The organism is Bacillus sp. PDNC022, from assembly GCF_016919285.1.
GTDB lineage: Bacteria > Bacillota > Bacilli > Bacillales > Bacillaceae > Bacillus > Bacillus safensis.
Genome location: NZ_CP070345.1, coordinates 518872 through 543195 on the forward strand (window position 1 = coordinate 518872; position 24324 = coordinate 543195).

The 24324-nt window shown below is 42.2% G+C and carries 32 protein-coding genes and 2 riboswitches; of the genes, 24 read left to right on the forward strand and 8 right to left on the reverse strand.

Annotated features, from left to right (window positions below):
- Nucleotides 1-28: 28 nt before the first annotated feature.
- Nucleotides 29-223, forward strand: coding sequence for a YqzE family protein (locus tag JVX94_RS02750; RefSeq protein WP_024718846.1), 195 nt, complete (start codon nt 29-31; stop codon nt 221-223).
- A gap of 33 nt (nt 224-256) precedes the next feature.
- On the opposite strand, the gene JVX94_RS02755 is transcribed toward JVX94_RS02750, so the two are convergent.
- Nucleotides 257-535, reverse strand: a complete 279-nt coding sequence (locus JVX94_RS02755) for a DUF3889 domain-containing protein (protein WP_223251017.1) — start codon at nt 533-535, stop codon at nt 257-259.
- Nucleotides 536-834: 299 nt separating this feature from the next.
- Here JVX94_RS02755 and tapA point away from each other — a divergent pair, with 299 nt between their 5' ends.
- Genes tapA through tasA form a run of 3 tightly spaced genes read left to right on the forward strand, consistent with a single transcriptional unit; the run spans nt 835 to nt 2842 of the window.
- The gene (gene tapA, locus JVX94_RS02760) at nt 835-1362 is read left to right on the forward strand and encodes an amyloid fiber anchoring/assembly protein TapA (protein ID WP_095408998.1); all 528 of its coding nucleotides are present in this window, start codon (nt 835-837) and stop codon (nt 1360-1362) included.
- Nucleotides 1363-1414: 52 nt separating this feature from the next.
- A complete protein-coding gene (gene sipW / locus JVX94_RS02765; protein ID WP_205184484.1) occupies nt 1415-1987 on the forward strand; it encodes a signal peptidase I SipW in 573 nt (190 codons plus the stop codon).
- Between the two features lie 54 nt (nt 1988-2041).
- Nucleotides 2042-2842 (forward strand): biofilm matrix protein TasA, encoded by an 801-nt coding sequence (tasA, locus tag JVX94_RS02770; RefSeq protein ID WP_111292280.1) that lies wholly within the window; start codon nt 2042-2044, stop codon nt 2840-2842.
- A gap of 67 nt (nt 2843-2909) precedes the next feature.
- Here tasA and sinR read toward each other — a convergent pair whose 3' ends face one another.
- The 4 genes from sinR to JVX94_RS02790 all read right to left on the reverse strand — a co-directional run bounded on the left by sinR (nt 2910) and on the right by JVX94_RS02790 (nt 6108).
- Nucleotides 2910-3245 (reverse strand): transcriptional regulator SinR, encoded by a 336-nt coding sequence (gene sinR, locus JVX94_RS02775; protein WP_024422969.1) that lies wholly within the window; start codon nt 3243-3245, stop codon nt 2910-2912.
- Between the two features lie 33 nt (nt 3246-3278).
- Complete coding sequence (locus JVX94_RS02780) at nt 3279-3443, reverse strand: anti-repressor SinI family protein (RefSeq protein WP_095408995.1); 165 nt, start codon at nt 3441-3443, stop codon at nt 3279-3281.
- A gap of 182 nt (nt 3444-3625) precedes the next feature.
- The gene (locus tag JVX94_RS02785; protein WP_111292279.1) at nt 3626-4423 is read right to left on the reverse strand and encodes a YqhG family protein; all 798 of its coding nucleotides are present in this window, start codon (nt 4421-4423) and stop codon (nt 3626-3628) included.
- Nucleotides 4424-4437: 14 nt separating this feature from the next.
- The gene (locus JVX94_RS02790) at nt 4438-6108 is read right to left on the reverse strand and encodes a DEAD/DEAH box helicase (protein WP_144471086.1); all 1671 of its coding nucleotides are present in this window, start codon (nt 6106-6108) and stop codon (nt 4438-4440) included.
- Between the two features lie 253 nt (nt 6109-6361).
- Nucleotides 6362-6468, forward strand: a riboswitch (glycine riboswitch).
- Nucleotides 6469-6471: 3 nt separating this feature from the next.
- Nucleotides 6472-6566: riboswitch (glycine riboswitch) on the forward strand.
- Between the two features lie 103 nt (nt 6567-6669).
- Here JVX94_RS02790 and gcvT point away from each other — a divergent pair.
- From gcvT to gcvPB, 3 genes are read left to right on the forward strand one after another with little or no spacing between them, the layout of a single operon-like run.
- Entirely contained in the window at nt 6670-7767 is a 1098-nt protein-coding gene (gcvT, locus tag JVX94_RS02795) for a glycine cleavage system aminomethyltransferase GcvT (RefSeq protein WP_095408992.1), read from the forward strand.
- Between the two features lie 16 nt (nt 7768-7783).
- The gene (gcvPA, locus tag JVX94_RS02800; protein ID WP_205184487.1) at nt 7784-9130 is read left to right on the forward strand and encodes an aminomethyl-transferring glycine dehydrogenase subunit GcvPA; all 1347 of its coding nucleotides are present in this window, start codon (nt 7784-7786) and stop codon (nt 9128-9130) included.
- Complete coding sequence (gcvPB, locus tag JVX94_RS02805) at nt 9123-10583, forward strand: aminomethyl-transferring glycine dehydrogenase subunit GcvPB (protein ID WP_205184490.1); 1461 nt, start codon at nt 9123-9125, stop codon at nt 10581-10583. Before gcvPA ends, gcvPB begins: the two co-directional genes overlap by 8 nt.
- Before the next feature lie 45 nt (nt 10584-10628).
- Here the strand turns inward: gcvPB and JVX94_RS02810 are convergent, their stop codons facing one another.
- Nucleotides 10629-11009: a rhodanese-like domain-containing protein gene (locus JVX94_RS02810; RefSeq protein WP_024422963.1), complete on the reverse strand. Its 381-nt coding sequence runs from the start codon at nt 11007-11009 to the stop codon at nt 10629-10631.
- 219 nt (nt 11010-11228) lie between these two features.
- Between JVX94_RS02810 and JVX94_RS02815 the strand changes: the two genes are divergently transcribed.
- From JVX94_RS02815 to JVX94_RS02825, 3 genes are all read left to right on the forward strand, one after another.
- On the forward strand, nt 11229-12065 hold the full coding sequence (locus JVX94_RS02815; protein WP_048239227.1) for a lipoate--protein ligase family protein: 837 nt from the start codon (nt 11229-11231) through the stop codon (nt 12063-12065).
- Nucleotides 12066-12150: 85 nt separating this feature from the next.
- On the forward strand, nt 12151-12585 hold the full coding sequence (mntR, locus tag JVX94_RS02820) for a transcriptional regulator MntR (protein ID WP_003215946.1): 435 nt from the start codon (nt 12151-12153) through the stop codon (nt 12583-12585).
- A 104-nt stretch (nt 12586-12689) separates the two neighbouring features.
- Nucleotides 12690-13565, forward strand: coding sequence for a patatin-like phospholipase family protein (locus JVX94_RS02825; protein WP_095408989.1), 876 nt, complete (start codon nt 12690-12692; stop codon nt 13563-13565).
- Here the strand turns inward: JVX94_RS02825 and JVX94_RS02830 are convergent.
- Complete coding sequence (locus JVX94_RS02830) at nt 13562-13957, reverse strand: SA1362 family protein (RefSeq protein WP_039179905.1); 396 nt, start codon at nt 13955-13957, stop codon at nt 13562-13564. The two genes, JVX94_RS02825 and JVX94_RS02830, sit on opposite strands and share 4 nt — an antisense overlap.
- A gap of 38 nt (nt 13958-13995) precedes the next feature.
- Nucleotides 13996-14952: a DUF1385 domain-containing protein gene (locus JVX94_RS02835; RefSeq protein WP_205184493.1), complete on the reverse strand. Its 957-nt coding sequence runs from the start codon at nt 14950-14952 to the stop codon at nt 13996-13998.
- A gap of 222 nt (nt 14953-15174) precedes the next feature.
- Between JVX94_RS02835 and JVX94_RS02840 the strand changes: the two genes are divergently transcribed.
- The 14 genes from JVX94_RS02840 to accB all read left to right on the forward strand — a co-directional run bounded on the left by JVX94_RS02840 (nt 15175) and on the right by accB (nt 24322).
- On the forward strand, nt 15175-15702 hold the full coding sequence (locus JVX94_RS02840) for a YqhR family membrane protein (protein WP_095408987.1): 528 nt from the start codon (nt 15175-15177) through the stop codon (nt 15700-15702).
- A 108-nt stretch (nt 15703-15810) separates the two neighbouring features.
- Nucleotides 15811-16254, forward strand: a complete 444-nt coding sequence (gene aroQ / locus JVX94_RS02845; protein ID WP_205184496.1) for a type II 3-dehydroquinate dehydratase — start codon at nt 15811-15813, stop codon at nt 16252-16254.
- The gene (locus tag JVX94_RS02850) at nt 16251-17312 is read left to right on the forward strand and encodes a M24 family metallopeptidase (RefSeq protein ID WP_240193795.1); all 1062 of its coding nucleotides are present in this window, start codon (nt 16251-16253) and stop codon (nt 17310-17312) included. The genes aroQ and JVX94_RS02850 overlap by 4 nt, the downstream gene beginning before the upstream one ends.
- 25 nt (nt 17313-17337) lie before the next feature.
- Nucleotides 17338-17895 (forward strand): elongation factor P, encoded by a 558-nt coding sequence (gene efp / locus JVX94_RS02855; protein WP_024422954.1) that lies wholly within the window; start codon nt 17338-17340, stop codon nt 17893-17895.
- A 170-nt stretch (nt 17896-18065) separates the two neighbouring features.
- Nucleotides 18066-18347 carry a YqhV family protein gene (locus JVX94_RS02860; protein WP_024422953.1) on the forward strand — a complete coding sequence of 94 codons (282 nt, stop codon included), beginning with the start codon at nt 18066-18068 and terminating at the stop codon, nt 18345-18347.
- Nucleotides 18348-18413: 66 nt separating this feature from the next.
- Entirely contained in the window at nt 18414-19331 is a 918-nt protein-coding gene (gene spoIIIAA, locus JVX94_RS02865; RefSeq protein WP_205184499.1) for a stage III sporulation protein AA, read from the forward strand.
- Nucleotides 19325-19840, forward strand: a complete 516-nt coding sequence (spoIIIAB, locus tag JVX94_RS02870; RefSeq protein ID WP_205184502.1) for a stage III sporulation protein SpoIIIAB — start codon at nt 19325-19327, stop codon at nt 19838-19840. The genes spoIIIAA and spoIIIAB overlap by 7 nt, the downstream gene beginning before the upstream one ends.
- A gap of 19 nt (nt 19841-19859) precedes the next feature.
- The gene (gene spoIIIAC / locus JVX94_RS02875) at nt 19860-20066 is read left to right on the forward strand and encodes a stage III sporulation protein AC (RefSeq protein ID WP_003153142.1); all 207 of its coding nucleotides are present in this window, start codon (nt 19860-19862) and stop codon (nt 20064-20066) included.
- Nucleotides 20063-20476: a stage III sporulation protein AD gene (gene spoIIIAD / locus JVX94_RS02880; RefSeq protein WP_087978339.1), complete on the forward strand. Its 414-nt coding sequence runs from the start codon at nt 20063-20065 to the stop codon at nt 20474-20476. Before spoIIIAC ends, spoIIIAD begins: the two co-directional genes overlap by 4 nt.
- Nucleotides 20477-20495: 19 nt before the next feature.
- Nucleotides 20496-21689 carry a stage III sporulation protein AE gene (gene spoIIIAE / locus JVX94_RS02885; RefSeq protein WP_205184505.1) on the forward strand — a complete coding sequence of 398 codons (1194 nt, stop codon included), beginning with the start codon at nt 20496-20498 and terminating at the stop codon, nt 21687-21689.
- A gap of 14 nt (nt 21690-21703) precedes the next feature.
- Nucleotides 21704-22336, forward strand: a complete 633-nt coding sequence (spoIIIAF, locus tag JVX94_RS02890) for a stage III sporulation protein AF (protein WP_095408982.1) — start codon at nt 21704-21706, stop codon at nt 22334-22336.
- Nucleotides 22329-23000 (forward strand): stage III sporulation protein AG, encoded by a 672-nt coding sequence (gene spoIIIAG / locus JVX94_RS02895; protein WP_024428005.1) that lies wholly within the window; start codon nt 22329-22331, stop codon nt 22998-23000. The genes spoIIIAF and spoIIIAG overlap by 8 nt, the downstream gene beginning before the upstream one ends.
- Nucleotides 23000-23644 (forward strand): SpoIIIAH-like family protein, encoded by a 645-nt coding sequence (locus JVX94_RS02900; protein WP_205185497.1) that lies wholly within the window; start codon nt 23000-23002, stop codon nt 23642-23644. The genes spoIIIAG and JVX94_RS02900 overlap by 1 nt, the downstream gene beginning before the upstream one ends.
- A 195-nt stretch (nt 23645-23839) precedes the next feature.
- Nucleotides 23840-24322: an acetyl-CoA carboxylase biotin carboxyl carrier protein gene (gene accB, locus JVX94_RS02905; RefSeq protein WP_095408980.1), complete on the forward strand. Its 483-nt coding sequence runs from the start codon at nt 23840-23842 to the stop codon at nt 24320-24322.
- Nucleotides 24323-24324: the final 2 nt, after the last annotated feature.

Genomic DNA, 24324 nt, shown 5'->3' on the forward strand with positions numbered 1-24324 from the left:
CACTTGAAGAAAGAAGAGGTGATTGTGCTTGAAAACAAATGACTATGTAAAATATATGACGCAGGAAATCATTAAATATATGAATACACCACGTGACGAACGGAAGGAACACAAACAAGAAAAAATGGAAACGAAACCGCCGTTTTCACAGCGTTTATTTGGGGTTCTGCCGTTCGGTTTCTCAATGATGCTTAAAAAACGTCAGCGACACCGCCGAAAGTAAAAAGCCGCCAGCAGGCGGTTTTTTTATGCCGTTTTAGCTGTATTCCTCCACAACAATTACTTTATTCACCTTGTTTGAGTAAGGGTTATAGGAAATGGTGACAAACACCCCAAATTCTTTTGTATGGTCTTTTAACGTAATATGATACTGTTTCACAGATTCCTTATCGCGGTGGCGGTCCCATACTTTTTGTTTAAATAAGACTTGCGTTAGCGGGTATCTTTTTTTTGCTTCTTTGACTGCCCGCATTTCCCATTGATCTGCTGCCGCAGTCAAACCTCTCGCATTCACAGGTTTGACGTCTAGGATCATAGGACTCAGCAGTAAACTGAGCATGATTATGATTTTTCCATATTTCACTTAACATCACCTCACCTCTTATTATCCTGACCAAATCCTACATTTTTATGTAAGTTTTAAGAAGTACAAATGTCACACAAAAAAATATTGAATATGGCGAAAGAATGAGAAAATGGAAGAATTTTCTCGTAATGGTTCTTGTTTAAGAACAAAATGGACTAATTTGACGTTTTGGTTTTTATAGGTATTTCCTTATACTGTATATAATCGTTCTTTTTAAAGAACAATTGTTCAAGGAGTTGAAGGGATTAATGAAACAGTCGCTCTTTGTACTCTTTTGTGCCATTTGTTTGATTTTGACGTCTTCCATCATGACACCAACAAATGCTTCTTTTAACGATGTCGAGCACAAAAACTTTGTCATGAAAACATGTGAAAATTTTGAACAGACAGATCAGCATTGTCAGCCGAAAAAATGGGATCAAAGTCAATTGGAGCTTATCGATCAAACGATGATCGAAGGAACAGTCTGCGCACCTCAAAAGCTGAGCATGACACTAAAAAATAGTGGACAGCCTATTGCGTATTCTGAATGGAAGTGGGAGTTACATAAAATGGGAAGTGATCAGAAGCCATTGCAAGATGGTCATATTCTTGAAAAGGGCTCCATAAAGTCCCTATTGTCGCAAGAAACAGCGACTGTCACGACAGATAAAGCAAAAACAAATGGAATCTATGCATTTAAAATCTATTATCCTAAAGGGTTTGGCGCATCAGATCAGGCGTACTTTTGGTCTAAACCGATGGTGCTCTCAAAGTGTCAAGAAAAGACGTCCTAAATGGAGATGTCTTTTAAAGTGAAAAAAAGATAGGCGAAGGGGAGAAGGGGTTATGAAAAAATGGATGAAGATGTCTGGGAGTATTCTTTATGTGATGGTGTTCACGGTGATGATAGCCTCTATTATTGTCGTGTTGTCATCAAGAACAACAGGAGGAGAACCTCAGATCTTCGGTTATCAATTGAAGCAAGTATTATCAGGTTCGATGGAACCAGAATTTTCAGCTGGGTCACTGATTGTCGTAAAACAAGTTGCCTCACCTGAGAAGCTCAAAAAAGGAGATATTATCACGTTTCAAACGAAACAGGATCAGTCCTATGTAACCCATCGAATTGTTGGGGAGAAGGGAAAGGGAGCAAATAAAGCGTTTGAGACGAAGGGTGACAAAAATATGTATCAGGACGGCACGCTGGTAAAAGCGGATCAGGTAACTGCGCAGTATATGGGAATAAGCATCCCATATGCAGGAAAGCTTCTTTCGTATGCAGGGACATCAGCTGGAACTGCTTTGCTCCTTATTATACCAGGTGTCATGCTGCTCGTTTATTCAACCATTCATTTTGTGGGCGCAGCGAAACATCGTAGACACACGGCTGATGTACATATGTCAGAGGAACAAGCTTAAATCGTTTGTAACCTAATCAGGTTTCAATAAAACAATATATTAGGGGGTTTATTCATGGCAATGAAGAAATCAATTCGTTTAGGTGTATTATCAGGGGCTTTAGGTCTTGCATTAATTGGCGGGGGAACATGGGCGGCGTTTAATGATATTGAAAAGGCAAACGCGGTCTACTCGACAGGAGAGCTGGATTTATCTGCTAAAGAGAACTCCGGCGCCATCAACCTTTCGAACTTAAAACCTGGTGATCGGATCAAGAAAGAATTTCATTTTGATAATAAGGGATCACTAGCGATAAACCAAGTGCTGATGAGTCTTGATTACAGCCAGTTTATAGATGGATCTTCCGCGAAGAATGGCGGTAAAAATACAGCTGAAGAGTTTCTCAGCCAGTTTCAGGTGAGTGTTCTTACGGTTGGAGCCGAAGGTGGAAATGGTTATCCGAAAAACATTATTTTAGACCATGCAAACCTGCTTGACTTGCATCAATTAACGTCAAAACAGGATCAGACCGCATTTGAAAAGCTTCGTCATGCCGTCGATGAGAAGTTTTTACATGAAAGTGGGAAAATTAATGTAGCAACTGTTGATGGAACAGTGGCTCCAGAGTATGACGGCATTCCAAAGAATCCGTTTGATTACGATAAAATGGAAATGATCATTGAATTTATCAATGACCAGACGAAGGATAAAGCTGGTCACTATATCCAAAATAAATACCAAGGCGATGCGATTCAAATTGATCTTTCCTTCGAAGCGACTCAGTGGAATGGTTTAACGATCAATCCAAAAAAGCATACGGATGAAAAAGGCTACGTGAAAGAAAACGAAAAAGCACACAGCGAAGATAAAAAATAAAGCCAGTCTTTAGGCTGATATCAAGGTCTGCATAGCAATTGGAGGAGTATGCGCTAAAACGTGCGCTTTACTCCTCTTCTTGCTTTTTTCTCCAGATTTGATAATCTAAAAATTCACGAAATTGCTTTTTCGAAACCCCTGATGTCATTGCATCTCGAACTAGTTTTTCCCATTCACTATCTAATTGACCATCGTATTCGGTTTCATCTTTTTCGTTTAAAAGTGTATGAACCGAGACGTCCAGAACAGCGGAGACTTTTTCAAGAAATTGAATGGAGGGGTTTGTTTGCAAGTTTCTTTCTATTGAGCTTAAATAAGACTTCGCTACCCCAGCCTTTTCGGCCAGTTCTGATAGTGAGTAGCCTTTTTCATTGCGGTATTGTTTAATACGCTGGCCAATCAATGTCATCACCTTCCTTTCGATATTATAGCACATTCAGAAAGGTTTGATAGAATGACTTCTTACCAGAGGGGGAGACTTAGAGGACTTTTCATTTGATTTGAGGAAATGACGGACGTCTTCAACTGTTAGTCCTGCATTACGAGCTTCGCGTAATAATTGAACCCATTCACTGTCTAATTTGTTCGTTTTCTTTTCCATACAAATACCCTCCTAAAATACTGAATCATGTATTTCAGGCACTTAACGCATGAAATGGAAAGACTTAGGTGGTAAGACCTCATAGTTTGCTTGCGTCATGTTTCCGCCCAATACAAACAGACAAACTTAGCTTTAGACTGATCGAAAATTGTATGTCACATAAAAGGGAGGGGGACTATCAGTCAACCTCCTCTTTTTTGCTGTAAGTAAAAAAGTCCGCCATTTTCAATCGTAAGACTGATTTTTGGTTCGTATAAAGTTTTGAGTGCTTGTCTTTCTATTTCATATTCTACAGATGTGTCTGAAGTCCCTTCATAAAATTGGTTTAAAAGTTCGGAGTCTTCCTTCCATTTTTGAACGGCTCGCACTGCCCAGTCGTCCGGCTCCTCATGGGCATAATGCTCCATAAGGCTGTAGAGCCGTTTGACTCCGCTCTCTGGCTTAATCATTGTGCTCATCGTAAAGCAATAATCGGGAATTTGAGACGAAAGCTCGCGGGCTTCCAGCTTTTCTTGAAATTGTTCAATGACTTCTCCGCGTATGAGATGAAGGCCTAATGATAAAAGCTTATCTTTCTTCCGGTCTGCAAGGTAAGAAATTTTTACATTGAGACCAAGCCATGGCTCAAGTGGGATCTGGTTGTTTGAAAGCGGGGTCACTCGTTCATAAAGCCGGATAAAACGGCCCTGCTCTTTGACCGCCTCAAATATTTGAAATAACCGAGGGGAGCCGAAATGGATAAATTCACCCTCGATCTTATCACCTGCTTTTTTTTGATCTGTGATGAAAGTCAATTGCCGCGGTTCAGGTACACCGCCAGTTTTTTCAAGCCAGTGCCAATAAAAAGGGCGGTTCATAATCAGTTTATCCATTTCGATTGTCAGCTGGACGGTCATATGTCCTGCACTTTCTTCTAATATGCTGCATTGATTCGCCTTGAAAAAACGGAGAAGAAAGGTGTGAATGTCACGCTGCTCCATTGATCAACTCTCCTTTATGAGCCTTGCTGTCTTTTTTCTAAAAGTGGTGTTTGTGCTTCAGATAAATAAGAAGCAAACTGGGTTAATTTCTTTTTCATGTCTCCTCCTGGTTCATGCTGGAAGAGAATTTGATGCAATTCTGTTTCGACTTCTTCAATATCAATTCTCGTTAAAATATCATCTAAATCGCCTATGACGTTTTCAAACAGCTGAATTTTTTCATATAAAAGCTTTAAAATGTGCTCCTCAACTGTTCCGTTCGTTGACATATTGTAAATGTGGACATCTCGCTCTTGGCCAAGGCGGTGAATACGTCCAATTCTCTGTTCTAAACGCATCGGGTTCCACGGGAGGTCGTAGTTGATGATTTGGTTACAAAACTGCAGGTTGATCCCTTCGCCGCCAGCTTCTGTAGCAATTAACACTTGCGCCCGTTCTCTAAATAAATCTTTCATCCAATCTTTTTTGCCCCGCTTAAAGCCGCCCCGAAATGGAACGGAGCTGATGCCATTTTGCTGTAGAAACCATTGTAAATAAATTTGTGTCGCACGGTATTCGGTGAAAATAATCACCTTTTCATTTAACTGCTGAATGAGTTTGACGACTTCAAGCGCTTTTGAGTTTTGCTCAACTTGATTGATTTTCTCCATGATTTGCGCTATAGCAGAAGATCCGAGAATATGCTTTTCTTCTTCCTGCATTTTTTTAATCGTCATATAAACTGCCTCACGGCTTGAACAGCATTCTCGTTCCAAGGTCATAATGGAAAACATATGCTTTGTATAAGACGGATTCTCTTTCAGCTTGCAGATTTCATCATACAGGGCTTGTTCTGTCGGAGAGAAATCAATAGAAATCGTTTTGACATGCCGTTTTGTCCACTCGATGCCTGTGTCTTGTCTTCGGTTTCGAATCATCACTTTATTGACGAGCTGTTTTAATCGGTCATGGTCTTCAAGCTGCAAGTCCTTTTTGGCAAAGACATCTTTAAATTGATGTTCATTTCCTAGGTGGCCTGGCTTCAGAAGGGAAACGAGATTAAATATTTCTCCGATCCGATTTTGAATAGGTGTCGCTGTCAGCAGCAGGCAGAACTTCTTATTCAGGTTTCTCACAAATTCATAGTTTTTCGTTTTATTGTTTTTCAGTTTGTGTGCTTCATCGATAATGACCATATCGTAGGCAATCGATAAAATCGTGTCTCGATGCGGCTGTCTTTTGGCTGTGTCAATGGAAGAAACCACAACGTCACACTGCTCCCACACATAGCTCTTTTTTTGTTCAACAGCATCAATATAAAATTTCGTCCGCAGCTCCTGTACCCACTGAGATACAAGAGAGGCGGGGACGAGAATGAGAATCTTTTTGGCAAGTCCACGAATCATGTATTCTTTGATAATGAGTCCTGCTTCTACGGTTTTTCCAAGTCCCACTTCATCTGCTAGAATGGCTTTCCCATTCATTTCTTCTACGACTCTTCTGGCTACTTCGAGCTGGTGCTTTAAAGGTGTGAATGCAGGCAGGTGCGCAGGAGCTTGCAGCCCCTCGAATGAATCAATGGCTGTGACTTTTTGAACCTGCGTCGCTAAACGATACATATCCCAGTTCGCCCAGGGGCCGTCTGCTGAAAGCCGCTGTTGAAATTCATTTGTCCATTCCTGATCAAAAATCGTTTGAATATTCATTGTGGTCGCCTGCCTTTCTTTCTAGTAGGGTCTGATAAAATTGTTCTGTTTTTAAACGCTTCATTTTTTAAGAGGTCTTTAAAAGACTAGATATATGAATAAAAGCGAACGATATCGAATGGTTATTTTAAAAATGTTAATGATTTTTCTGTTGCTCTTCATCCATTTCTAATGGTAGGATGTTGGTAAGTGATCTAGAAAATAAGTCACCCATTTTGATAGTATGTCCAATAGATGTGAAAAATATGAGCGGATGATGGTATGGGGAGAGACTTGGCGGTTATTTTGCACTGGCAGGCGCCGAAGGAGCAAGCTGAATGATTCAGTGAATCTCTCAGGCAAAAGTACTCTTACCGGACGCAACTCTGGAGAGTGTTTGCTTAAGGGTTTTAGCAAACCACCAAAGGGGAAAACGCACAATGATATTGTGCTGTAAACTTTCAGGTGCAAGGACAGAGACTTCTTTTTGATAAAAGGGAGCGCTCTGTCCTTTTTTGCTGTGATTTTTTTCTGAAAATTCAGCTTGCATTTGCACTGTAAGAAAAAAGGGGGAAACGATTGATGTTGAAACGAACACCGCTTTTTCATGCGTATGAAACGTTTGGCGCAAAAACCATTGACTTCGGGGGCTGGGAATTACCTGTCCAATTTTCTTCCATTAAAGAAGAACATGAAGCTGTTCGAACAAAAGCAGGGCTTTTTGATGTGTCTCACATGGGTGAGGTGGACGTCAAAGGTCAAGATGCCCTTCCTTTTTTACAAAGGTTATTAACCAATGATGTGTCTAAGCTGACAGACGGTAAGGCACTATATACAGCCATGTGTTATGAAGATGGCGGAACGGTAGATGACCTGCTCGTCTACCAAAAAGAAAAGAATCACTATTTGCTTGTCATCAATGCATCAAATATCGAAAAAGATGTAGATTGGCTCTTGAAGCACCAAGGGGAGGATGACGTATTGATCAAAAATATTTCTGATCAAACCGCCTTGCTAGCGCTTCAAGGACCTCTTGCCGCTGACATCATCAAAGAGGTGGCGGATGAAGAGGTGACATCGCTTAAACCATTTACGTTTTTATCAAAAGCTGAGGTCGCAAATAAAGAAGTGCTTGTTTCCAGAACAGGCTACACAGGGGAGGACGGCTTTGAAATCTACTGCCAGTCAGAAGATGCGGTCCATATTTGGACTGCTTTATTAGAAGCAGGTCAGCCAAAAGGATTAATACCATGCGGACTCGGTGCACGTGACACCTTGAGGTTTGAAGCAAGGCTCCCGCTTTATGGCCAGGAGCTGACAAAGGATATCTCTCCATTAGAAGGCGGCATTGGTTTTGCTGTCAAAACGGATAAAGAAGCTGATTTTATCGGAAAAGCAGCACTCAAAAAACAAAAAGAAGAGGGACTGAAGCGAAAGCTTGTCGGCATTGAAATGATTGATAAAGGGATTCCGCGTACAGATTATCCAGTCTTTTCAGGAGAAAAGCAGGTTGGGATTGTCACAACGGGTACCCAATCCCCAACATTAAAGAAAAATGTCGGGCTTGCTTTGATCGAAACTTCAGAGGCGGAGCTTGGAACAGAGGTTGAAGTACAAGTTCGCAAAAAACGTCTAAAAGCCAAAATCGTCGCAACACCATTTTATAAAAGAGCCAAATAACGAGGGGGAATAGAGGATGAAGCACAGGTATTTGCCGCAAACAGAGCAAGATCAAAAAGAAATGCTGGATGTCATCGGCGTTCAGTCGATTGATGAGCTTTTTTCAGATATCCCAGAGAAAGTTCGATTCAAAGGAGCATACAACATCAAAGAAGCCGCATCTGAAACAGCGCTTGTAAGGGAATTATCCCGGCTAGCTGCAAAGAATAAGGATACAGTTTCCTATGCATCGTTTCTTGGTGCAGGTGTATATGATCATTACCAGCCTGTCATTGTCGATCATGTTATCTCACGCTCTGAATTTTATACAGCGTATACACCTTATCAGCCGGAGATTTCGCAAGGTGAATTGCAAGCCATCTTTGAATTTCAAACAATGATTGCTGAGCTGACTGGTATGGATCTGGCCAACTCCTCGATGTACGATGGCGGGACGGCACTAGCTGAAGCGGCGATGCTCGCTGCGGGACACACAAAGAAGAAAAAAGTGGTTGTTTCTGAAACGGTTCACCCTGAATCAAGAGCGGTGCTGAAAACATACGCCAAAGGACAGCATATTGAAGTCGTTGAAGTGCCTGCGAAAAAAGGGCAGACAGATCTAGCTGCATTGGAAAAGGCCGTTTGCGATGATACAGCAGCAGTTCTCGTGCAATATCCAAACTTTTTTGGTGTAGTCGAGCCGTTAAAAGACATTGAACCTATTGCACATAAAGGAAAAAGCCTGTTCATTGTCTCTAGTAATCCCCTCGCACTCGGGCTGTTGACGCCGTCTGGAAAACTCGGGGCTGATATTGTCGTTGGTGATGCGCAGCCGTTCGGCATCCCAGCTGCATTTGGCGGACCTCATTGCGGATATTTTGCTGTGACGAAAAAGTTGATGCGAAAAGTGCCAGGTCGTTTAGTCGGGCAGACAGAAGATGAAAATGGTGTTCGTGGATTTGTTCTTACCCTTCAAGCACGTGAGCAGCACATCCGAAGAGATAAAGCGACGTCAAATATTTGCTCAAACCAAGCATTAAATGCATTAGCTGCTTCTGTTGCCATGACGGCACTAGGGAAAACAGGCATAAAAGACATCGCTTATCAAAACGTGCAAAAAGCCCATTATGCCAAGACGCAGGCAGAAAAATATGGACTGCAGGCGGATGTAGAAGGAGCTCATTTTAATGAATTTGTGATCAAGTTACAGGAGCCTGTGAAAGAAGCCAATAAACGATTGCTGGAAAAAGGAATCATCGGCGGCTACGACTTAGGGCTAGACTACCCAGAGCTTCAGCAGCACATGCTTGTAGCCGTGACAGAGCTAAGAACAAAAGAAGAAATTGATACGTTTATCAAGGAATTGGGGGATCGCCATGAATAAACAAGATCAGCCGCTTATTTTTGAATTATCTAAAGAAGGAAGAATAGGATACAGCCTGCCAGATTTAGATGTACCTGAACAGGAGATCCCGTCTTTATTTGATGAGACGTACATCCGTGATGAGGATGCTGAGCTTCCTGAAGTATCTGAGCTTGATATTATGCGTCATTATACAGCATTATCAAGACGCAATCATGGGGTCGATTCCGGATTTTATCCTCTTGGCTCTTGTACGATGAAATATAATCCAAAAATTAATGAAAAGGTTGCACGCCTTGCAGGGTTCTCACAGGTCCATCCACTGCAAGAGGCAGACACTGTGCAAGGTGCATTAGAATTACTATACGATCTAGGTGACCATCTTGAAGAAATTACGGGGATGGACGCTGTGACATTACAGCCTGCGGCAGGAGCACATGGCGAATGGACGGGACTCATGATGATCCGTGCGTATCATGAAGCAAGAGGAGATCATCATCGTACAAAAGTCATTGTGCCTGATTCTGCTCATGGAACGAATCCGGCATCTGCGACAGTGGCTGGATTTGAAACCATTACCGTCGCATCTGATGAAAACGGACTTGTTGATTTAGAAGATTTACGCCGCGTTGTCAATGAAGAAACAGCAGCTTTAATGCTTACAAACCCGAATACACTCGGCCTATTTGAAGAAAATATTTTAGAAATGGCTGAAATCGTTCACGGAGCGGGCGGTAAGCTTTATTATGACGGGGCTAATTTGAACGCTGTTTTAAGCAGAGCAAGACCGGGTGATATGGGATTTGATGTTGTCCACTTAAATCTTCATAAAACCTTTACAGGCCCACACGGAGGCGGAGGTCCTGGCTCAGGTCCTGTTGGCGTCAAAAAGGATTTGATTCCGTACTTGCCAAAGCCAGTGCTTGTGAAGAAGGAAGGCCGTTTTTACTTTGATTATGACCGTCCTGAATCAATTGGACGCGTGAAGCCATTCTATGGCAACTTTGGCATTAACGTCAGAGCTTATGCGTACATCCGCTCTATGGGTCCAGACGGCTTAAAGGCTGTAACCGATAATGCGGTGTTAAATGCGAACTATATGATGCGCCGCTTAAGTGCTCATTACGATTTGCCGTTTGATCGTCACTGTAAGCATGAATTTGTCCTTTCAGGTAAACGTCAGAAAAAATTAGGTGTGCGGACACTGGATATTGCCAAACGATTACTTGATTTTGGCTACCATCCGCCAACGATTTACTTCCCGCTTAATGTAGAGGAATGTATCATGATTGAACCGACTGAAACAGAATCAAAAGAAACACTTGATGCATTCATCGAAGCAATGATTCAAATTGCGAAAGAAGCAGAAGAGAATCCTGAAGTGGTACAGGAAGCGCCTCATACAACGGTTGTCAAACGTATGGACGAAACAAAGGCCGCACGGAACCCGGTTCTCGTTTTTGAAAGAAAATAAAGAAAAAAGACTCAGGGGGAAATCATGCTCCCAGAGTCTTTTTTGTTAGTTCTTCGTTTTGATGCGGCCGCCCCATTTTTTAAAGCCGCCTTTTAAATTATAAATCTCACGGCAGCCGTTTTTACGTAAAGTTTGGGCTGCTTTTCCGCTTCTGAAATTATTTTGACAATAGAGATAAACAGGCTTGTCAGGACGTATTTCATTTTTGCGCTGCTTTAGTTGGGAAAGGGGTATATTTCTTGCCCCTAAAATATGTCCGCCTTCAAACTCATTTGGCTCTCTCACATCAATGAGCTGGGCTTTGCGGTAACCTTTAATAAATTCTTCTTCCGTCAGCGTTTTCATAATGCGCTGCTGATAAATGTAGCTGCCGATGGAATAAAGAACGAAAAGTCCACAAAGTGAGAGGACGATATAGTTGAATATTGACAATACAACTCGACTCCTTCTTGAGCATCAGCACAGTAGCCTGTCTGATGGTACGTTTTAGACAAATACTATTATAGTAAAGCATAAGAAACTTGTCATCATAAATGGTAAGAATTATTTTCAATTCCGTCCCTATTTGATAGACTGATGAAGAGAGAAAACCGGTGGTCACCACCATCATCTAACATTGACTACGTAAAAGAGAAGGGATTTTATATGCAAAAAGAGAAATGGTGTTTCATTGATTCAGGAAACCAAGACCCTGCCTTTAACATGGCAATGGACGAAGCTTTGCTTTATTGGCATAGTGAGAAGCTCATCCCGCCTGTTATCCGCTTTTATGGATGGGATCCGGCGACATTATCTGTTGGGTATTTTCAGAACGTTGAAAAAGAAATCAACCTAGAAGCCGTCAAGCGATATGGTCTTGGATTTGTCCGCAGACCAACCGGAGGACGGGGAGTACTTCATGATCAGGAGCTGACCTACAGCGTGATTGTGTCAGAGGAACATCCAGAAATGCCAGCGACGGTGACAGAGGCGTACCGCGTTATTTCAGAAGGCATTTTAGAGGGCTTTAAAGAGCTGGGACTCGATGCGTATTTTGCCATTCCTCGTACAGATAAAGAAAAGGAAAGCTTAAAAAACCCAAGATCATCTGTATGCTTTGATGCCCCTTCATGGTACGAGCTTGTTGTAGAAGGCAGAAAGGTAGCGGGCAGTGCTCAGACGAGACAAAAAGGTGTCATCCTCCAGCATGGATCTATTTTAATTGACCTTGATGAGGACAAATTGTTCGATTTGTTCCTATATCCAAACGACCGGGTGAGAGAGCGGATGCAGCGAAGCTTTAAAAACAAAGCGGTTGCCATCAATGAAATCTCAGACCGAACATGTACGATAGACGATGCGCGTGCTGCGTTTAAAAAAGGGTTTGAAAAAGGATTAAATATTGAGCTTGAGCCTTATGAGCTGACAGATGAAGAATTAGCGTTTGTCCATCATCTCGCCAAAACGAAATATGCCTCAGATGATTGGAATTACAAGCGTTAAGACGATGGACACTCCTTGTTTTTTAATGAACGTTGGTGTAGAATTGGGTTGATTATTAAGTAAAGGTGCATTATGGAGGGGTTTTATGACTACGCCTAGTATGGAAGATTACATTGAACAAATTTATATGCTGATAGAAGAAAAAGGATATGCCAGAGTCTCTGATATTGCAGAAGCACTCGCTGTCCATCCCTCCTCTGTAACAAAAATGGTTCAGAAGCTAGATAAAGATGAATACCTCATTTATGAGAAGTATCGTGGTCTAATTTTAACCCCGAAAGGCAAAAAAATTGGAAAACGTCTCGTATACAGACATGAACTGCTAGAGCAATTTTTAAGAATCATTGGTGTAGATGAAGAGAAAATTTATGATGATGTAGAAGGCATTGAACATCATCTCAGCTGGAACAGCATTGACCGCATCGGCGATCTTGTTCAATTCTTTGAAGAAAACGATGAGCGATCTGTTCAGCTGAAAGCGATTCAAAAGAAAAACGAACAAACAAATCAAGAATCTTAATCAAAAAGGACACCTGTGCTAAGGGTGTCCTTTTTGATTAAAGTTCTAATTGAAAGCAAATGCTCCTACACTATTATTAGCGTGAAATCAAAGGGGGCTCCTTGATGAAGATAGATGGTGTGTTCTCAGGTGGAGGCATTAAGGGGGCAGCGCTTGCAGGTGCCTATGAAGCGCTTGAAGCGAGAGGATTTCAATTTGTCCGTCTTGCTGGTACAAGTGCTGGAGCAATCATTGCTTCACTCATCGCAGCGGGTTTTACAAGCCAGGAAATTCGGTCGCTTTTAGATGAAATGGATGAACACAAATTGCTTGATAGGCGATGTCAATTCATCCCGTTTAAAATGCTTAGGTGGGTATCCATTTACTGGCGTCTAGGTCTTTATAAAGGAGACCGGCTGGAAAAATGGCTGACCGATGTACTAAAACGAAAAGGGGTCACCGTGTTTGGAGACCTCAAAAAAGATTCGCTGAAAATTGTTGCGTCCGATTTAACGAATGGAAAAATCCTCGTTTTGCCAGACGACCTTCCTTCATATGGCTTAAATCCAGAGCGGTTTTCCGTGGCGAGGGCCATTCGAATGAGCTGCAGCCTGCCGTATTTTTTCGAACCTGTCAAACTGAAGTCTTCAAAAGGCATTTGTACCATTGTAGATGGAGGAGTGCTTAGCAATTTTCCAATTTGGCTGTTTGCTGAAGAGAAAAAAAGACCGTTCGTTGGTGTTACATTAACGCCAAACGAAAAAGAACGCCCTCAACACTCCATCCGCAATGCGTTTGAACTGTTTGGCGCTCTTTTTGAAACGATGCGTGGTGCTCATGACGAAAGACATATCGCCACAAAACACGAACGTCATGTTATTTTTATTCCTGTAGAACACGTCATTGCCACTGATTTTCAACTCATGACAGAAAAGAAAAAGGCGCTCGTCGATCTAGGCAGACAGAAGGCCGAGCAATTTTTAAAAAGCTGGACATTTTAAAATAAGGCGCGATTCTTCTTTTTGTTTTTCTTGCCTTCAATCACAGTCAAATGTGTTTGGCTTTTCTTTTTGAGAAGGACGGGCTTAGACTTGTGGTCAGTCGGCACGCTTCGCAAATGAGTGACCCGATTTTTCATCTGGCTTTTCGTTTTTGGTTTAGGCTGCTGGTAGCGACGTTTTGATTGTTTGACTGCTTTACGATAAAGATTGCCTTCTGTTCCAGTTCTTCGATTCATCAGCCATCTAAATAGGAAAAATAGGGCCGCTCCAATGATCACAACAGATAGCAGCATGGTAAAAAGTCTGCCTGGGTTCGTTGTGAGTAAGTACACAAATCCCAAAACACCTAAAGCGAAAATAATGGTAAAAGCAGGATGTACTCGGCGATTCATAACTGTCCACCTCCGAAGGAATTTACCGGATTTATAAGCTAGATCACTTGATGAGCAGAATCTGACGCTTGTTTCAGAGACGCTTCCTCTAAACGAAGAAGTTCATTAAAACTTGCAATGGCTACCTCGACTTGAACGTCAGAGGGTTCTTTTGTTGTGAGCAATTGCAGCCAAAGGCCAGGATAGCCAAGCACTTTAAGCACAGGCACTTCTCGGAGTTTGTTCGTAAGCTGAAGCACTTCAAATGAAATGCCCAGAACAACCGGAATGAGCGCCAAGCGGTTCAGAACTCTCACCCATAAAGGATCTGTCGGTACGAGTAAATAGACGAACATCCCGACAATGACAGTGAATAAAATAAAGCTGCTGCCGCATCGATAATGCAGACGGGATTGCTTTTGGACATTTTCCACTGTGATGTCAAGGTTCTGTTCATAGCAGTTTATGACTTTATGTTCTGCCCCATGATATTGAAATACTCTTTTAATTAAAGGGGTCATGGAAATAAAGTAAATATAACCTAATAAAAGGACCAATTTGAAGAATGTTTCCACTGCGATTTGTGCGAAATTCCCTGAAAAGATGGGGCGCACAAGCTCTGCTAAAAAGACAGGTACTAGTGTAAAGACAAATTTACTAAAGAGTAGAGAGAGAACTCCGATCACAGCAATGCCGAAGATCATGGATAATTTCGAGCCTTTTTGTTCTTTTTCAAGAGTATGATCTTCAGAAGGATCTAAGTCATATCGCTCACTGGAGAAGTTTAAGTGCTTACTGCCGTTTGCGCTTGCTTCAACAAGTGCAGCAACACCCCTGACAAAGGGGATTTTCTTGAGAAAGGCGGTTCGTTTATTGGAGGTCCGGGGAAGCTTCAAAAACTCAATGGACTGGTCCTTTCGCCGAATCGCTGTCACATAGTTCTTTTTACCTCCGAACATGACACCTTCGACAACTGCCTGCCCTCCATATGCTGGAGGTTTTGTTTGATTGGACATATTTCATCAACCTGCCTGTTTCCTGTAATTTACATGCATTTCCTTATACCTTTATTGTACAGGAAATGAGGGGAAATCACTAGCGCACAGGTCGATTATCTACTAGAATTCTATCTACCTCTTTTTAGCCAGTATACCCTGTTATAAAAATTTTACACTCACGCATGGAAATCCTTTTTTTCATGACATTTTGGACATACTACTTGCTGGAGGTGTTCACAATTGAAACGTGATGAAAAGAAAAACCAAGAAGAAAAAAATCAGTCCGTGCAAACGACATCACTTGTGGCAAGAGCAGCTGCTACAGGTTTTGTCGGCGGGGTTTTTTGGGGCTTTATCGGGTTTCTGACCCATGTGTTTCATTTTTCAGAGGTGAGTCCGAATATGCTGCTTCAGCCATTTGTACTTGGAGATTGGAAAAAGGGAGGACTTGGCACTTTTATCAGTATTGTGCTGTTAGGAATTTTATCGATTGGAGCGGCCTTTATTTATTATGGGCTTTTAAAAAGGATCAAAGGTTTTTGGATGGGTTTGATATATGGCGGGCTTTTATGGCTGCTCGTTTTTTACGTGTTTAATCCCATTTTCCCAGATGTAAAGCAAGTACAAGAGTTGCAGCAAAGCACCATTGTCACGACATTTTGCCTATATATTTTATATGGCATGTTTGTCGGGTACAGCATTTCGTTTGAATATAATGAATTGACGAGTCAGAAGCTTGCGAGGGCACTCGGGAAAAAGACAGAATAAAGTGTAAATCACCTATTCATATGATAAAATATTTTTGGAAACGAAAGGTTTCTAAGGAAAAAGAAATAGATATCGCTATAGATTAAATTAGGGTGAAGGAGTGTTCATATGCCTCATTTTCTTGTGCTGAATGGACCCAATTTAAATAGGCTTGGCAAAAGAGAGCCTGCTGTTTATGGAAGTAAGACGCTGACAGATTTAGAGACGGATTTGTTCCAGTTCGCAGAACGAGCAAACATCCAATTAACGTTCTTCCAATCAAATCACGAAGGGGATTTGATTGATGCGCTCCATGAAGCAGAAGATCAGTACGATGGTGTCGTGTTTAACCCGGGTGCATTTACCCACTACAGCTATGCGCTGAGAGATGCCATTGCAAGTATTTCTTTATCAGTCATTGAAGTACATATCACAAATGTTCATAAGAGAGAGGAATTCCGCCATCATTCTGTACTTGCTCCAGTATGCCAAGGACAAATCGTTGGGCTTGGCTTAGAAGGGTATAAATTGGCGATTCGCTATTTAGTCAGTGAAGGGGGAGTAGCATCATGAAACTTGAAAAACTAAGAGCACTTTTAAGTGAATTAGAGATCGATGGCCTTGTCATTACAAGCAGTTTTAATTTACAGTATATGACCAGCTTTACCGGATCAGCCGGTCTTGCTGTCGTTTCAAAGGACCGGGCAGCTTTTATCACAGACTTCCGCTATACAGAGCAAGCGAAGGATCAAGTCAAAGGCTATGACATCATTGAACATAAAGGAAACATTGTGGAAACGGCTGCCCAAACGGCAAAGGAATTTGGAGTGAAACGCCTTGGGTTCGAACAAAACCATATGACATTTGCCACGTATCAGCAGTACGCAGCCAAAGCAGGCGGTATAGAGCTTGTTCCAGTCTCTGAATCAGTTGAAAAGTTGCGCTTGATTAAGTCTAGTGAAGAGATTAAGATATTAGAGGAAGCTGCGAAGATTGCAGATCACGCCTTTGATCATATTCTCACTTACATCAAGCCGGGCCTGACGGAAATTGCTGTCATGAACGAGCTTGAATTTTTCATGAGAAAAGAAGGTGCTGAAGGATCTTCATTCGATATGATTGTTGCCTCAGGTGTTCGTTCAAGCCTCCCGCACGGAAGAGCGAGTGAAAAGGTCATAGAATCTGGTGATTTAGTGACACTCGATTTCGGTGCTTACTATAAAGGCTATTGTTCTGATATGACAAGAACGATTGCTGTTGGAACACCAAGCGACAAGCTAAAGGAAATTTATCATATCGTATTAGAAGCAGAAAACGCTGGTGTGGATAGAATCAAGCCAGGCTTAACAGGAAAAGAAGCTGATCGCATCACACGAGACATCATTGAAAAGTATGGCTTTGGTCAATACTTCGGGCATTCAACTGGGCATGGGCTGGGTATGGAAGTACATGAAGCACCAGGCCTTTCCTCACGATCAGAGGTCGTCTTAGAAGAGGGAATGGTCGTCACAGTTGAGCCGGGAATTTACTTGCCAGATGTCGGCGGCGTGAGAATTGAGGATGATATTGTCCTGACAGCTGACGGCAATAAACGATTGACCCACTCACCGAAAGAACTTATCATATTATGATGGTGAAATGTAGGAGGATGACAAAATGATTTCAGTAAACGATTTTCGTACTGGCCTGACAATTGAAGTGGACGGCGGTATTTGGCGAGTAGTGGATTTCCAGCACGTAAAACCAGGGAAAGGCGCAGCGTTTGTTCGTTCGAAACTGCGTAACCTGCGTACTGGTGCCATTCAAGAAAAAACATTCCGCGCAGGCGAAAAAGTAGCAAAAGCTCAAATCGAAACAAAAACAATGCAATACTTGTATGCAAATGGCGATCAGCATGTTTTCATGGATACAAGTTCTTATGAGCAGCTTGAACTAAGTGAAGCACAAATTAAAGATGAACTGAAATATTTGCTTGAAAATATGTCTGTTCAAATCGTGATGTACGGTGCTGAAACACTTGGAGTAGAACTTCCAAACACAGTAGAACTAGAAGTAGTAGAAACAGAGCCTGGTATTAAAGGTGACACAACATCAGGCGGCTCGAAACCTGCTAAAACTGAAACTGGTTTAATCGTCAACGTTCCATTCTTTGTGAACCAAGGAGATAAACTAGTGATTAATACATCAGACGGCTCATACGTCTCAAGAGCGTAATGAACGAAGAAAGACTGTAAACCTCGTGTTTACAGTCTTTTTTTATTGGAAAAATGACTCCTTAAGAAAAGCCCTCTCCCAATTCTCTCATTCATCTCTCTTTCTTCCTGAAAAACAAGACTACTTCCAGCTAGTCAAGCATATAGTGTAAAAAAAGCTGGAGGTTCTATATGAAACAATTTCTCCCAGGTCTACACCCGTCAGTCGCTGCAATGGCAGGTATGAGGTTCTTATCTGCCGCTATTGAACTGACGGCAGCCATCCTCATTTTAATCACAAATGATGTACGGAAAGCGGTAGTCATTAATAGTATATTGGCGATTATCGGGCCGCTCATTTTTATTATCACGATGACGATTGGAATCTATCAAATTGCAGGGCAGCTATCCTATGCCAAGCTCGTGTTTATTTTCATTGGTGTCGTGTTTATTCTCGTTGGGATCTATAAGTGAAACGGCTTGGCATAATTAACGGCTCACATCATACATTTTAGAGAAGAAAAAAAGGAGGGGAATTCGTTGCGGAGTTTGTTGGATATTCTCCCGAACTCGATTGGACAAGAACTCAGACTGTTGAAAGAGGCAGAATGGGCGCAAATAGAAGAAATCCGCATTCGCACGGATCGTCCTATAGAACTGATGCAAGGAGGAAAACCACGTTTTCTTTCTTATCACACAACAGGGGAAGATGCGTCTCAGCTTTTAGGCAGGCTGAGCAATTACAGCATGTACACACTTGAGGAAGAGCTAAAACAGGGCTATATCACCATATCTGGCGGACACCGGGTGGGACTTGCAGGAAAGGTGATCGTTGAAAATGGATTCGTCAAAGGGTTAAGAGATATCTCTTCATTTAACATCCGCATTGCCAAAGAAAAAATCGGGATTGCGCTTCCTTTTCTTCCTTATTTATATGAAGAACACTGGCACAATACACTCATCATCGGTCCACCGCAAACGGGGAAAACAACATTACTCCGGGATATAGCCCGTCTTGCTAGTACAGGTACAAAGACAATTCCTCCTAGAAAAACAGGCATTATTGATGAGCGTTCTGAAATCGCCGGATGTATCAGAGGGGTGCCGCAGCACCATTTTGGCCACCGGATTGATGTACTCGATGCGTGTCCAAAGGCTGAAGGGTTGATGATGATGATTCGGTCTATGAGCCCAGAGGTCATGATTGTCGATGAAATCGGAAAAAGTGAGGATGTCGAGGCACTTTTAGAAGCGATTCATGCCGGAGTCAACATCATCGTCTCAGCTCATGGCTATTCACTTGAAGATGTATATAAACGTCCCTCATTTAAGCCGTTATGGGAGCTTCGTGTGTTTGAACGATATGTTGAATTAAATCGAAACAATGGACCAGGCACGATTGGGCGGATGTACGGCGGGGACGGCCAAGAGATGAAATGGAGGCGGGGAGTGTGTTAAAACTCATTGGCGCTATTTTCATTGTCGCGGCCACGACTTGGGGAGGATTCGAGTTTGCCAAACGATATAGTGACAGACCTAAACAAATTCGGCAGCTGCGGTTTGCTCTCCAGTCTCTTGAAGCTGAAATTATGTATGGCCAAACCCCTTTAGCGCGGGCGGCAGAGCAAATTGCAGCGCAGGTAGGTCCTCCTGTGAATCAGCTGTTTGAACAATTTGCAGAAAAGCTGAAATTGGGGACTTTTTCTGCACGTCATGCATGGAACGAAAGTCTTGAGGATGTTTGGAAAAAAACCGTATTAAAAAAAGGCGAATATGAGGCATTGAAACACTTTGGAGAAACACTTGGCCAGCATGATGTCACTTCTCAGCAAAAGTATATCAAGCTTGCTTTAGGCCATTTGGAATCAGAGGAGAAAGAAGCTGAAATCGCCCAAGCAAAAAATGAAAAAATGGTCAGAAGCCTTGGGTTTTTAAGCGGATTACTACTGATTCTTTTATTGATGTGAGAGGAAGGGAGTCGAGAGCATGGGCGTTGATGTAAACGTCATTTTTCAAATTGCCGGAGTAGGCATCGTCGTGGCCTTTCTCCATACGATTTTAGACCAAATGGGGAAGAAAGAGTACGCTCAGTGGGTGACGCTGCTTGGGTTTATCTACATTTTGTTTATGGTGGCAACCATTGTAGACGATTTGTTTAAAAAGATTAAAGCCGTATTTCTATTTCAAGGATAGGGGAGGGCTTACAAATCGAAATCATACAAATTGTTGGACTTGGTTTAATCGCTACTTTTTTAGCATTAATCGTCAAAGAACAAAAGCCAACCTTCGCCTTTATGCTTGTGGTTTTTACCGGATGTGTGATTTTTCTTTATTTAATTGATCAAATCTATGCCATTATCTCGATGATTGAAAAAATTGCGGCAAGTGCCGGCGTCAATATGAAGTATGTTGAAACCATATTGAAGATCATTGGTATTGCCTATATTGCGGAATTTGGCGCTCAGCTGACAAAGGATGCTGGACAAGGCGCCATTGCATCAAAAATAGAGCTAGGCGGCAAGATCCTCATCTTGGTTATGGCGGTCCCGATTTTAACAGTCATCATTGAGACGATCTTAGGAATGATCCCGTCCATGACGTAAATGAAAAGAGGTGATGATAATGAAACGGGTGACTGCTGTTATAGGATTGATGCTTTTCTTTTGGCTGATTGCTCCTCATGCAGGTGCAGAAGAAAAAGAACCTTTATCTAATGAACAGCCAGCAGCAGAAGAAGTGGCGAATGGACAGGCTGATGCACTTGAGCTTCATTCCATCAGTGACTTTTGGGAAACCATATTGGACGAGTATGGCGGCTTTTTGCCAGAAAGCCAAAAGGGCACAGTGAAGGAAATGATTGACGGCGATAAAGAGTTGTCTCCCAAAACATGGCTGAAAGCCTTTGTACATTATCTATTTCACGAGGTCATTGCAAACGGAAAGCTCCTAGGTACTCTCATTTTACTCACCATCTTTTGTTCGCTTTTGCAGCTTTTGCAAAATGCCTTTGAACAAAGCACCGTCAGCAAAGTCGCATATGCTCTTGTTTATATGGTGCTGATCATTATTGCACTCAACAGCTTTCATGTGGCGATTTCCTATGCAACAGAGGCCATTCAAACGATGACCAGCTTTATTCTTGCTCTTATTCCTCTTTTACTAGCGCTTATTGCTTCATCAGGCGGGCTTGTCTCAGCCGGATTCTTTCATCCCGTTATTTTATTTTTAATGAACACGAGCGGTGTTTTCATACAGTATGTCGTTCTCCCGCTCATCTTTTTATCAGCGATATTGAGCATTATTAGTACGCTGACCGAACAATACAAGGTCACCCAGCTTGCTCAGCTGTTAAGAAATGTGGCAATTGGCGGGCTTGCCGTTTTTTTAACCGTTTTTCTCGGCGTCATTTCCGTTCAGGGTGCATCTGCGGCGGTTACTGATGGAATCGCCCTTCGTACAGCCAAATTCATTACCGGAAACTTCATCCCTGTCCTAGGCAGAATGTTTACAGATGCGACGGATACTGTGATCAGCGCCTCAGTTTTGCTCAAAAATACAGTCGGACTAGTTGGGGTCGCCATTTTGATTTCAATTGCCGCCTTCCCGGCAATTAAAGTACTTTCGTTAGCCCTTATCTATAAGCTTGCGGCTGCCATCCTTCAGCCGTTAGGGGGCGGACCCATCATCAGCTGTCTTGATGTCATTTCAAAAAGTGTGCTGTATATATTTGCCGCACTTGCAGTTGTGTCGCTCATGTTCTTTTTAAGCATTACCGTCATCATTACTGCGGGTAACCTGACCATGATGATGAAGTAAGGAGGGGACACCTTTTGAGCTTTCTCACGGAATGGATCACAAGCATTATTCTCTTTATCTTATTTGCGATTGTTATTGATCTTCTGCTTCCCAATTCGAGCATGCAAAAGTATGCAAAAATGGTCGTCAGCCTGCTGCTAATCGTGGTGATGCTCAATCCGATTTTTGCTTTATTTCGAGCAGATCCTGACCAAATTTTTTCAGAATTGATGAAAGGGAAGGAAGAAGCGCAGTCAGAAGAAATAAAAAATCAGATGAATTTAGAAAAAAAAGAAATACAAGCCTCTCAGCGTGCATATATTTTAAAGCAAATGGCTGTCCAACTAGAAAAAAGCGCAAAGGAGCCACTGGAGAAGGAGAGCTATGAAATGAAACACGTAGAAGTGCTGGCTGATGAGGAGCATCTGGATCAGAATATGGAGGCGGATCAATTTCGCATCAAAGCAGTTCTTTCCCCGCTCACAGGTGATGCTGTAGAAACGGTGGCAAAGGTGGACATTGATCTCTCCAGGCAAAAGGAGGAAAGCGCTGGATCTTCTAGCAAAGAGATCACGAGGGTGAAAGAGACACTTGCTGATGTTTGGAATACGAGTCCTGAGCATATCGCGCTGAACATTGAGGGAGGTGACGCAGCAGATCATGAATAACAAGGACTGGAAACAAAAGCTGAAATCATTCTTCCAGCCGCCTGAAAAAGGTGAAGGAAAACCCAAATTAACGAAGCACCATTACTTGCTGCTTGTATTCATTATCGGCGTATCTTTCATGTTAGTCAGTCAGATCTTGTCACCGCCATCAAGCAAACAACAAGCTGCGGTTCCTGCATCTAAAAAAACATCCTCAGAAGAGCAGGAGGTATTCAAACCGGCATCCTCAGGTAAACCAAAGAATTCAATTGAGGACGTAGAGCAGGAATACGAAAATCAGCTGAAAGAAATTTTAGAGACCATCATTGGCGTTGAGGATGTATCAATTGTGGTCAATGTAGATGCAACTTCTTTAAAAGTGTTTGAAAAAAACAAATCCAATAAAAGTACAACGACCGAGGAAACAGATAAAGAAGGCGGCGTGCGAAGTGTCACCGATCAAACAAAAGAAGAAGAAGTGGTCATCATCAAAAATGGTAATGAAGAAACACCAGTTGTTGTTCAAACGAAAAAGCCAGAAATTCGAGGTGTCCTCGTTGTTGCTCAAGGAGTAGACAACGTTCAAATAAAGAAAACCATCATTGAAGCGGTTACACGAGTGCTTGATGTACCGAGCCATAGAGTGGCTGTTGCCCCTAAAAAAATCAAGGAGGATTCGGAATGATGTTAAAAAAACAAACGGTGTGGCTATTAACGATGCTAAGTTTAGTTGTCGTATTAAGTGTGTACTATATCATGTCTCCACAGGGTGAAAATGCAGTGACAGTAGAAGATACGAAATCAAAAGGCACTGAAGAGAAAAAGGTTGAAACAGAAAAAGGGACGGATAAAGGGACGGATAAAGGGACGGATAAAGGTGCAGATAAGAAATCCACTGACAAAGAAACAAACGGCAAACAAGAGGATATCGAAACAAGCGGTGAAGAAGGAAAGGCTGTGTCAGAGCAAACAGATGATGAGCTTTTTACAACATACAGACTAGAGCTTGAAGATAAACGAAGCAAGCAGCGCGAAGAATTCAACGAAATCGTGTCCAGTGACGATGCAACGGCACAAGAAAAAAGTGAAGCATACGATCAAATGACCGCACTTAGTGAGGCAGAAGGAACTGAGCGTCAGCTCGAAACCTTGATCAAAACAAAAGGCTATAAAGATGCGCTCGTAAGTGCTGAAGGAGACAAAGTGAGCATCACGGTTCGTTCTGATAAAAAATCAAAGTCTCAAGCAGCGGATATTATTGATATGGTCACAAAAGAAATGAGAGGTCTTGATAATGTAGCTGTCACTTTTGAGCCGACTAATCAATAAAAAAGAACTGGCGCCCTTTTACCGAAAAGGGCGTTTTTTGATGCGGCTTGACGCCCTCTCCAAGGTGCTTACGCGAGGCGCTTCACCACAATAGTAGTTGAATTCATTGAAATCCTCCTGTAAGATGGTTATAGTATGTACTTTTAGTACTAGCCTATAATAAAAAGATAAATCCATACATAGGGGTGCAAATCCATGTTAAAAATCGAAGAAATTCATGAACTGATTAAATTAATTGACGACTCTACAATCGATGAGTTTACGTACGAAAACGAAGGTGCAAAAATCAAACTGAAAAAAAATAAAGAAGTCGTTCAGCAAGTTGCGGCACCAGCACCAGTGGCTCCAGTCCAAGCAGCTCCAGCTCAACAAGCTCCTACAGCACAAGCTCCAGCTCAGACCGAAGCCCCTGCACAAGAGGCAGCTGCGTCTGAAAATCTGCATAAAATCACATCCCCAATGGTTGGCACATTTTATGCTTCATCTTCACCAGAAGCAGATCCATACGTGACAACAGGCTCTAAGGTGAAGGAAAATTCAGTTGTATGTATCGTGGAAGCGATGAAACTGTTTAATGAAATCGAAGCAGAAGTAAAAGGTGAAATCGTCGAAGTACTAGCTGAAAACGGTCAGCTTGTAGAATTCGGACAACCCCTCTTTCTAGTGAAAGCAGAGTAAGG